Below are 9,727 nucleotides of genomic sequence, written 5' to 3' on the forward strand. Positions count from 1 at the left end.
CATGTTGGCCATTGCCCTTGATTTCCTGCCGGACGTGGCCGGGTTGCGTCTACTCAATCGCCTGCCGGCCGAGCTTTCGGATGTGGAAGTGGCTGAGTACGCCTTCCAGCGTCGCCGTGCGGCTCGTGGCAGCGACAGCCTGCCGCCGCATTTGCTACGCCTGAGCGGGTTTGCCTTGTTCGGCGTGCAGGATGGGCAGTTCCGGTTGTGTTCTCAGGCTTCCGTGGATGAGGCGGGCTTGCTTGGTGCATTCCTGGATACCTGTGCGGCGGCGCCGGCTCTGGCGTGCTGGAGTGAAGTCGAGGCGAGGCTGGACGCGCTACGTCTGCGCGCGCTGCAGGCTGGGGTTGGGCGTGATGGTGCGTGGCCGCGACTCAATGCTTGTGTGCCATTGGCTGCCGAGTTGTGTCGTGCGGAAGCGCCGCCTGCTCTGGCTGAAGTGGCCCGTCTGGCAGGCTTGCCGCTGATGCGTGCGGCAGATGAGGAATGGCAGTGGCAGCGTGTGCTGGCTGGCGACTGGCTGGCACTGCAGGGACAGATTGAATTGCGTGCGCTGGTGGCCTGGCTGCTGCAGCGTCGTCAGCAGAGCCTGAGCGGCCTGATCGGCCAGGCTGACCGCGAGGCTGATGAGGCCAGGCTGCGCGAGTGGCTGCAGGTGCAGCCTGCGCCACACCTGCAAAGCTTTGCGATGACCTGGGGTCAGTCCACTCGCCGGTAAAGCGCGAACTGCTCGGCTAGGCGGCCGCGCCCGCGGCGCAGATCCCATACTGATTCCCAGCCCTTGCCGGGTTCCGGCAGGGTGTTTCGCCCCGTGGCGTAAGCGAGGCGTAGCGGGCAGTTGGCGCCGCGAGCGGCGATCTTGATGTGGGCAAAATAATGCAGGGCCGCCCGTTGCGAGTCGCCAAGGTCGATGCCCGCCACACAAGCTGCTTCGGGCTGGCTGGCAATCACGGCGGCAATCTCGGCCGCAGTGCTGCGATAGCTCTTGTCGTGATCAATCCAGGACATCAGCAAGGTGGCGGCGAGCCCCCAGGCGAGGGTTACCCCGAGAGCCCAGTGCACCGCGCCGCGCAACTGGAAGAAGGGCAGGCGCAGGTTTGCAATCACCCAGGCGACCGATAGTGTGATCGCCACCAAGAGCTGCAGGGCGTTCCATTGCGGCTCGAAGCCGGGTACCAGACGCAGGAGGTTGCGGGCGAGCGGTGCTGGCCAACCAAAGTTCATGGCCGACCAGGCCAGCCACAGGCTCAGACCGAGCAGGGTGAAAGTCATTACACCAAACCAGTCAAAGGCGTTTGCCGCTCCGCGCCGCAGGCGGCACAGCTCGCCCGACGCCATCAGAATCAGGGCGGGCATCAAGGGCAACAGATTGGCTGGGCGCATGCCACCGGTGCTGGCAACCAGCGCAAGGGCCAGCAGGGCTGATGCCAGCGGCAGGGAGTGGCCGAAGTCGCGCAGCTTGCCGCGCCGATGCCAGAGTGACCACAGCACCACCGGCCACAACGGCCAGGTGAACCAGCCGATCAGATTGGCGAAATCCTTGCCGCGCTGCAGATGTCCCGTGTGCGGCAGGATCGCCGCCAGCTCATGCGCCCACCAGGCGTGCAGGAAGTCGGGTTGCCAGACGGCCAGGGCCAGTGGCCACAGCGAGACCAAGAGAACCAGTGGCCACAGCGCATGGCGGTAGGCCAGCAGGAAGCTGCGGGTGCGGTACTCGTTCGAACAGACCGGGTTCAGCAGCCACAAGGGCAGGCACAAGAAAAGCCCCGGCAGGCCACCGGCAAGGAAGGCCGCGCCGCTTGCCGCGCCTGTGAGCAGGGCGCCCCGTGTGGGAGCGCTGCGCATCAGCGTCAGGCCTTGCAGGCAGGCCGCCAGAGTGGCGGTGAGCACGATCTGTGGCTGCATTTCATGAGCGTGGATCAGCAGCCCCAGAGAGCCCAGCATCAGCATGGCGGCAGCCGAGGCAGCCTCCCGTCCGTAGAGTTCGCGGGCGGCGTAGCGCAGGCAGTAAATCAGCAGGGTCAGGGCGGCGACATTGCCCAGTCGGATGGCGTCATGCAGTGGCAGTAGCCAGCCGAGCAGCTTGCCGGTCAAGGCGCCAAGCCAGTAAGTGAGCGGCGGCCAATCGTAAAAAGGGTGGCCGGCGATCTGCGGAGTGAGCCAGTGGCCTTCGCTGAGCATGCTGAACACCACCCCGATGTGCAGGGCGTCGTCGCCGCGCCAGGGAACGTGACCAATGTTGCCGGGCAGGGCGTAGGCGATGAAGACCAGGATCAGGGCCCAGTTGGGCACGTGGATCGCAGGTTTGCGGCTCGGAAACTCGGTGAACGAGGAGTTCTGCATGTGCGCCATGAGTTAATGCGGGGAAATAGCACAGGATTGTAAGACGTCCACTCTTCAAATCCTGCCCTGTCAGCGTAAGGACAGGAAAAACAAAAGGCAGCCCGTGGGCTGCCTTTCCTTGCTGGATCCCGCAGGATCAGCGCTTGTACTTTTGCTTGAAGCGCTCGACACGACCTGCGGTGTCGATGATCTTCTGCTTGCCGGTCCAGAACGGGTGGCACTCAGCACACACTTCAACGTGGTAGGTCGGCTTGCCCATGGTGGAACGGGTGGTGAACTTGCTGCCGCAGGAGCAGGTAACCTGCACGTCGGCGTAATTCGGATGGCCTTCGGTCTTCATATCGGGTTCCTTGTTGCGCGGATGGCGGATGTGACCACCCAGAAAATAAGACTCGGGATTATGGCAGGAGACTCGCTTCGCTGCAAGCGAAGCGCTTTCCTCAGCGCCGCATTGCGTCGAAAAACTCCGAATTGCCCTTGGTTTGGCGGATCTTGTCCAGCAGGAAGTCCATCGCGTCCAGATCGTCCATGCCGTAGAGCAGCTTGCGCAGGACCCAGATTTTTTGCAGTTGGGCCGGCTCGATGAGCAGCTCTTCGCGGCGGGTGCCGGAGCGATTGACGTTGATCGCCGGGTAGATGCGCTTCTCTGCCATGCGGCGGTCAAGGTGCACTTCCATGTTGCCGGTGCCCTTGAATTCTTCGTAGATCACTTCGTCCATGCGGCTGCCGGTGTCGATCAGTGCCGTCGCAATGATGGTCAGCGAGCCACCTTCTTCGACGTTACGTGCGGCGCCAAAGAAGCGCTTGGGCTTTTGCAGGGCGTTTGCGTCCACACCGCCGGTCAGCACCTTGCCGGAGGCTGGCACCACGGTGTTGTAGGCGCGAGCGAGGCGGGTCAGAGAATCCAGCAGGATGATCACGTCGCGCTTGTGTTCGACCAGGCGCTTGGCCTTCTCGATCACCATTTCGGCGACCTGCACGTGGCGCGTGGCCGGCTCGTCGAAGGTGGAGGCGATGACTTCGCCCTTCACCGAACGCTGCATTTCGGTCACTTCTTCCGGACGCTCATCGATCAGCAGCACGATCAGCGTGGCTTCCGGATGGTTGGCAGTGATGGCGTGAGCGATGTTTTGCAGCATCACGGTCTTGCCGGACTTCGGCGGAGCCACCAGCAGGCCGCGCTGGCCACGCCCGATCGGGGCAACCATGTCGATCACGCGTGAAGTGATGTTTTCTTCGCCACGCATCTCGCGCTCGAGCTTGAACACCTTGTTCGGGTGCAGCGGCGTGAGGTTTTCGAACAGGATCTTGTGCTTGGCGTTTTCAGGCGGCTCGCCGTTGATCTTGTCGAGCTTTACCAGCGCGAAGTAGCGTTCGCCATCCTTGGGGGTACGGATCTCGCCTTCGATGGTGTCGCCCGTATGCAGGTTGAAGCGGCGGATCTGTGAGGGCGAAACGTAGATGTCGTCGGTGCCGGCGAGATAGGAGATGTCCGGCGAGCGCAGGAAGCCGAAGCCGTCGGGCAGGATTTCCAGAGCACCATCACCGAAGATGGTTTCGCCCTTCTTGGCGTGGTTCTTCAGCAGGGCAAAGACGAGTTCCTGCTTGCGCAGACGGTTGGCAGCCTCGATGTTGTTGGCGTGTGCCATTTCGAGGAGCTGGCTGACGTGAAGAGCCTTGAGCTCGGACAGATGCATGGACTGACCCTGAACGATAGATGCAGAGATGGATTGGGGCCTTGTGGCAACCCGGCTGGAACAGCAAAGAAGGGGAGTTTTATCTTGCCAGCCCCGGTCGGGGTGGCTGGCCGCTTTACGGCGCGCTGCGGGCGGTAACCCGGAATGAACAGCGCACGGCGGCTGTAACTGGCCGGAACTTTAGACGCTAGGTTCCGGCCTGTCAAACACGAACGCTCAGAGATTGGCGTCGAGGAAGGCGGTCAGTTGCGATTTGGACAGGGCGCCCACCTTGGTGGCTTCCACATTACCGCCCTTGAACAGCATCAGGGTCGGGATGCCACGGATGCCGAACTGGGCCGGCACGGCGGAGTTTTCATCCACGTTCATCTTGGCGACCACGATCTTGCCGGCGTAGTCCTTGGCCACTTCTTCGAGGATCGGGGCGATCATCTTGCAGGGGCCGCACCATTCGGCCCAGTAGTCGACCAGCACGGGCAGTTGGGATTGCAGCACATCCTTCTCGAAGCTGCTGTCGGAGATGTAGACGATTTGGTCGCTCATGATTCCTCGCAAAGAAAAACGGCCGCAGTTCTCTGTCGGCCTTACAAGTGCTGAATCTTATCCAGATTGCCCTGGGCTGGGAAGATTGACAGCCCTATGGTGTCGATAGTTCAGCCGTGCGCGCTGGATACCTTGGCGAGCCAGTCGCCTTCCGGAGCGCGGTGCAGGTGCATGGCTGCAATCAGGGCTTCAGGCGACTCAGCCACATGCAGTTGATCGAGCTGCGTCTGCTTGACGAAACCGGCGCTGACCATGTGACGCATGAAGGCCAGCAGCGGATCGAAAAAGCCCTTCACGTTGAGCAGACCCACCGGTTTGTGGTGGATGTGCAGCTGTGCCCAGGTGAGGATCTCGAAGAGTTCATCCATGGTGCCGTAGCCGCCGGGCAGCGCCACGAAACCCTGCGCGCGTTCAGCCATCGCGGCCTTGCGGGTGTGCATCGAATCGACCACCACCATCTCGGTGGCGAAGGGGTGAGCCAGCTCACGTTCGGCCATGAATTCCGGGATCACACCGTAGCTCTTGCCACGATGGGCGTGCACCGCATCCGCCACCACCCCCATCAGGCCGACATGGCCGCCGCCCCACACCAGTTCGATGCGGTGCTCCGCGAGGCTCTGGCCAAAAGCGCGGGCAGCATCGGCATAGGCATGGTCGTGACCACTGGAGGCACCGCAGAAAACACAGAGGGATAGCATGGGGCAAGGGACTTTCAGATGCGTGATGGCGCGAGCTTAGTGGGCGAGGCGGCGGCGAGCAAGACTTCAGGTTCTGGCGTGAGCCCGGATCCAGGCCAGCGAACCTGCGGCGCTGTGCTGGATCTGGCTGTCCTCATAGCGATGTTCTGCACCCTCCGGGCAAGCCTGGCGGGCAAGGCAGCCCAGCGCGCAAGGGGATTGATCAGCCAGGCGGTGTTGATGGCAGGCAGCCATGTCGAAGTGCCCGCCCTCCATTGCCTTGCCCGGGCAAGCGCCGATACAGGGCTTGTCTGTACAGGCTGGGCAGGGATGACCAAGGTCTTCGATGGCGGATGTGGGCAGGTTTGTGTCGGTGAGGATGGCCGCGCGATAGGCGAACCAGCTGCCCCACTTGGCATCCACACCAAGCATGAAGGGCGCGGGGTGATGCCAGCCAGCGAGCTGACCGAGGCGTTGCAGGCCTATGCGCTGATGGCTGGGTGTATTCGGGAACACGAAACGCGCCTGTGTTGCCGGCAGGTTCCGTCGCAGCCAATGTTCCACCGTGCGCAGGCTGTACTCGTCGATAGGATGAGCGCTGCTCAGCCCCTCAGCCTGCACGCATTCCCACAGACGCCGTCCGGCGTGGCCGAAAAGGATCAGCTGGCGTTCGTGTGCGGCGGGCGCCAGCGGCGCGAGCAGATCTGCCGGGAGTGCCGCGAGGTTGAAGACGTGCTGGCGATTCAGGCCGCGCTCGTCGAGAAAGCCAGCATCAGGAAGTCCAGACATGAGCTCAGCGCTGGACGGGTTCGAGAAAGATGCGCACGGCCAGCGTGCGACTGATCTCGAACACCAGCGCCATCTCCAGTGCCGGATTGTCGCGCTGGCCCAGTACCGTCGAGAGCTCGCAATCGCGCGTGTGCTGATAGCCGGAGGGCTCGGTCAGCACCAGCATCAGCTGATCCGGCAAGGGGGCTGGATTGGATGGGCGGCCATAGATCTGAGACACACCTCGCGGCAGTGGTGCGATCTGGCCGAAAGAGGCCCCTGGCGCATTGCTGGTGCGCACGTTCTGCAGCGTAACGCTGGCGAAATCCCGCTCACTGAGATTGCGTACGATGATGTCACGCGGCTCTTCGCGGTTCATGCCGGCCGGCCCAGCACAGGCGCCGAGAAAGAGCGCCAGCAGCGCAGCGAGGCAAGACAGATATGGGCGAAAGCGCATGGCGGCGGCCGGTTGGCGGGAGACAGGCCGAGCGTAGCTGATTCCGCGTTACAAGGAGAAGCCGGAATGCTCTATTGCGTGCGTCTGTGGCGGCACAAATGCCGAGGGGCCGGCGTTTGCCGGCCCCTCGGGCGTGTTGCGGAGCATGCCAGATCAGTGACTCAGCAGCACAACCTGATAGACCGTCGGCAGCAGAGCCACCGATGCGAAGGCGATGGCGCCCAGATATTTGCCGGAAGATTCGATTGCGCTTTGAACTTGCTTGGACATGATGACTACCTCTCGCTGTTAGGGCACCGGATGCGGTGCTTGATGGCTGAAGTATCTACCGGGTAAACCCGAGTATCCAACTCAAGTTTTAAATCTTTGCATCCAGAAAAGTTATCAAAATCAATGATTTAATTGTTCTATCGAGTGATAGGAAGTGTTGATGCGACGCAGCATTGGAATGCGCCAGCGTCTGTCTCCAATGCTCAGGCTGCTTCGTGTTCTGCGGTGTCACTCGTGTTCTCGAGGGTCCGCAAGGCCGTATCCAGATTGCCGCGGGCGCGGCTCTCCAGCTCAGCAAAGGCCGCTGTGCGGTAGAGGTGTGGGCGCGCGAGAAAGCTACGCAGCAGTTGCGCCCGACCCGTGCGGAAGGCCGGCTCGGCAACCCAGGCGTACTCGGCCCGCACCTGTGCTTCGTACTCGGCAAAACGATGCGGGTTGGCGCCGAGGATGGCCAGATCGATGTCTAGCAGCAGCGCTGTGTCGCTTTCTGCTTCCTGCGTGGCGTGGCGGGTGGCGAGGATCATGTCGGCCACCTGCTCGATGAAGCGCTCCTCGAAGCCCGCAGCGCCGAGGGCCTGACGCGCCCAGTCGGCGCTGCGGGCCTCGTTGTCCTGAGCGCGTGGATCGTAGATGGCGTCGTGGAAGAACAGGGCCAGGCCGATCGCGGCCGGGTTCTTTGCCTGGTGGGCATGGGCTTCGAGCAGGCTGAGGCATTCAGCCAGATGTTGCAGGGTGTGGTAGTGGCGATGTGGCTCCGTCCAGGCCAGCAGCAGTTCGGCCAGCAAGCCCGGGGCGGGCTGCCGCGCACCGGCGGCGATCCAGAATCGATCCCATGACACGAGTAGCGTATCCATTGCGAAGCTCCGGTGGACGAACAGGCATGGCGCCATTCTGCCGCAGGGTGGGCGAAAGCTGTGCGCAGGAAAGCGCGGGCTTGCGGGGGCTATTGTGGGTCAGAGCCCCGCCAGTGCCGGCTCAGCCGGTAAGCAACTCCGGCCGCTGCAGGCGCATGGCTTCCAGCACCTTGAAGGCGGCATAGGCATCGTTGGCCGCGTAGAGCAATTGCGGGGCCGAGAGTTCGGGGAGTGACCAGTTCGAAGTCGTCAGTTTCTTCGACTTGTGAAAGCGCTGACCGAGCATCAGCCCGACAGCGGCGCGTACGCCCATGTCGCCGCTGTAGCCATCCTTGCGGAACAGATGATCGAGATCCAACACTCCAGCGAGCTGGGCCCCCAGCTTGTGGCGGATCTGGCTGCAGTCCGACTTGAGGCCGAACCCCGCCTTGAGCAGATGTGCCGATTGCAGCAGATCGACCAATGCAGCGCAGCCTGCGGCGTGATGCGTCTGGAAGATGAAGGCCTTGTCGGCGAGTGCAAATTGCACGATATGCGGGCCATCACTCACCTGGCCGACATGAAAGGTGGGGCGAGCTTCCGTATCGAACCCCGCGCTGCCTGCCGCCATGATTTCGGCGGCGGCGGCAGAGAACGCATCGGGCGTGTTGGGTACCTGGATTTGCGCTAGCGTCAGCGCCGGGAAGGGCGGTAGCAAAGCGGTGTCGTCTTTCGACGGGCCTTTCTTCTTCATCGGAGGCTTTCGTGCGGGGGAGCGGGGCAGTGTACAGGGCTGAGGCGCCGGATTCCGGCGAAACCGTCATCCGAGCTACTTGCTCATGGCCCACCGGGCGGGGATTCCAAAACAACAAATGCTTAAATTCAGGACTTGGCCCCAGCCTTTACGTTGGAGTTCGCATAAGGTCGCTCGTCGCCGTGCGTGGACGTGATCATCGAATGTAGGGTGCGCATTGCGCACCGTCCTGGGAATGTATCCTTGACGGAGGGGTTAGACCTCGGCCCGACAGCGATTGAGATCATTGCCCGCGTGCCATCAACTGCGATCGCCAGTAGTCGTCGGCCTCATCGCAGGCGGAAAACATACCGAGAATGGTCTTTTTCCACCATGCTGCGGCCTCAGTAAAGATCTTGAGATCGGTTTCAGAGAGATGCAGGCACGCCTCGGACTTGGGATGCATAAGGCGATTTCGAATATCAACAGCCTTCCGTAGTGCTTCCCAACCGTGATGACTAGTATCGGGCTCATAGGTCGCACCGTGGTTCTTTAGGTAGCTGCGGATTGAGAAAAGAAGACTGGGCAGGAAGGTCTGGAAGTCCTCTTTTGGTTCTGGATGGCCCTTCCCATTCAGGAAGTAGCGTTCCTCCCGAAGCAACGCGATCTCGATTGGGGTCACTAGATCCGTTCCCTCAAGAGACGTCAAGGTGACTTGACGAAGCTGGTATGAGAGGCCTTCGATCATCGCGAAGTGAGTTCGCACAAGGGTGCGGTGCGCAAACGCCGAGGAGTTCTGTCGACCATAGGCAAGAGCCTCGTCTAGATCTGAGGCGAGTACAGCCCATACGCGCTTGAGTTGCTCGACGGTTTCTTGGCGGTTCATAGAGGTCTAACGTTTGACGTGAGGGGCCGCCGTAGCGGCAAAGCCGCGAAGGGAACCTGCAAGCGCAGCTTGCAGGCGGTCCCTCTCGACGGAATTGTTAGGCGACGGCCGCATGTGTGATGGGTGTTATGAGTAGATAACTCTTGATGCGATCTGAGGATACTGATCGCTCATATCATCAAGACACTGCTTCATCATTTCGGCTTCACCGGGCTGAGACGCACAAAACAATGCCCAACCTTTTAACTCTAATACTTCCGGCATTTCAACTAGGCCGGTGATTGCATCCCAAAATGCATTCCAGTTGTACCCGTACCAACCTGGAAAGCCAAGCGACACCGACAGCGAACTGTGGAGAGCATTTGAATCACGGACATCTGACAAATCAACAGTGACATGGGCGGCACGGGACATTTGAACGACGCCTAACGTTTGACGTGAGGGGCCGCCGTAGCGGCGAAGCCGCGAAGGGAACCCACAAGCGCAGCTTGTGGGCGGTCCCTCTCGACGGAATGGTTAG

Annotated in this window: 12 protein-coding genes; 1 reads left to right on the top strand and 11 read right to left on the bottom strand. The window is 61.7% G+C overall.

Annotation, left to right across the window (positions count from 1 at the left end; genetic code table 11):
- Position 1 precedes the first annotated feature (1 nt).
- Complete coding sequence (locus C0V76_RS18845) at positions 2–718, top strand: hypothetical protein (protein ID WP_101944455.1); 717 nt, start codon at positions 2–4, stop codon at positions 716–718.
- On the opposite strand, the gene C0V76_RS18850 is transcribed toward C0V76_RS18845, so the two are convergent.
- The 11 genes from C0V76_RS18850 to C0V76_RS18900 all read right to left on the bottom strand — a co-directional run bounded on the left by C0V76_RS18850 (position 700) and on the right by C0V76_RS18900 (position 9,621).
- The gene (locus C0V76_RS18850) at positions 700–2,352 is read right to left on the bottom strand and encodes a glycosyltransferase family 39 protein (protein ID WP_101944456.1); all 1,653 of its coding nucleotides are present in this window, start codon (positions 2,350–2,352) and stop codon (positions 700–702) included. The genes C0V76_RS18845 and C0V76_RS18850 overlap by 19 nt on opposite strands.
- Before the next feature lie 127 nt (positions 2,353–2,479).
- Positions 2,480–2,683: a 50S ribosomal protein L31 gene (rpmE, locus tag C0V76_RS18855; protein WP_101944457.1), complete on the bottom strand. Its 204-nt coding sequence runs from the start codon at positions 2,681–2,683 to the stop codon at positions 2,480–2,482.
- Positions 2,684–2,783: 100 nt separating this feature from the next.
- A complete protein-coding gene (rho, locus tag C0V76_RS18860; RefSeq protein WP_101944458.1) occupies positions 2,784–4,040 on the bottom strand; it encodes a transcription termination factor Rho in 1,257 nt (418 codons plus the stop codon).
- 216 nt (positions 4,041–4,256) lie between these two features.
- On the bottom strand, positions 4,257–4,586 hold the full coding sequence (gene trxA, locus C0V76_RS18865) for a thioredoxin TrxA (protein WP_371460395.1): 330 nt from the start codon (positions 4,584–4,586) through the stop codon (positions 4,257–4,259).
- Positions 4,587–4,693: 107 nt separating this feature from the next.
- On the bottom strand, positions 4,694–5,281 hold the full coding sequence (locus C0V76_RS18870) for a TIGR00730 family Rossman fold protein (protein ID WP_101944460.1): 588 nt from the start codon (positions 5,279–5,281) through the stop codon (positions 4,694–4,696).
- Between the two features lie 66 nt (positions 5,282–5,347).
- The gene (locus C0V76_RS18875; protein WP_101944461.1) at positions 5,348–6,049 is read right to left on the bottom strand and encodes a hypothetical protein; all 702 of its coding nucleotides are present in this window, start codon (positions 6,047–6,049) and stop codon (positions 5,348–5,350) included.
- Positions 6,050–6,053: 4 nt separating this feature from the next.
- Positions 6,054–6,485, bottom strand: coding sequence for a hypothetical protein (locus C0V76_RS18880; protein ID WP_101944462.1), 432 nt, complete (start codon positions 6,483–6,485; stop codon positions 6,054–6,056).
- A 473-nt stretch (positions 6,486–6,958) separates the two neighbouring features.
- The gene (locus C0V76_RS18885) at positions 6,959–7,609 is read right to left on the bottom strand and encodes an N-methyl-D-aspartate receptor NMDAR2C subunit (RefSeq protein WP_101944463.1); all 651 of its coding nucleotides are present in this window, start codon (positions 7,607–7,609) and stop codon (positions 6,959–6,961) included.
- Positions 7,610–7,730: 121 nt separating this feature from the next.
- Positions 7,731–8,342, bottom strand: a complete 612-nt coding sequence (locus C0V76_RS18890; protein WP_101944464.1) for a 3'-5' exonuclease — start codon at positions 8,340–8,342, stop codon at positions 7,731–7,733.
- Between the two features lie 283 nt (positions 8,343–8,625).
- Positions 8,626–9,207 (bottom strand): hypothetical protein, encoded by a 582-nt coding sequence (locus tag C0V76_RS18895; RefSeq protein ID WP_101944465.1) that lies wholly within the window; start codon positions 9,205–9,207, stop codon positions 8,626–8,628.
- 126 nt (positions 9,208–9,333) lie between these two features.
- Positions 9,334–9,621, bottom strand: coding sequence for a barstar family protein (locus C0V76_RS18900; protein ID WP_101944466.1), 288 nt, complete (start codon positions 9,619–9,621; stop codon positions 9,334–9,336).
- Between the last annotated feature and the right edge of the window lie 106 nt (positions 9,622–9,727).

The organism is Uliginosibacterium sp. TH139 (genome assembly GCF_002855595.1).
GTDB lineage: Bacteria > Pseudomonadota > Gammaproteobacteria > Burkholderiales > Rhodocyclaceae > Uliginosibacterium > Uliginosibacterium aquaticum.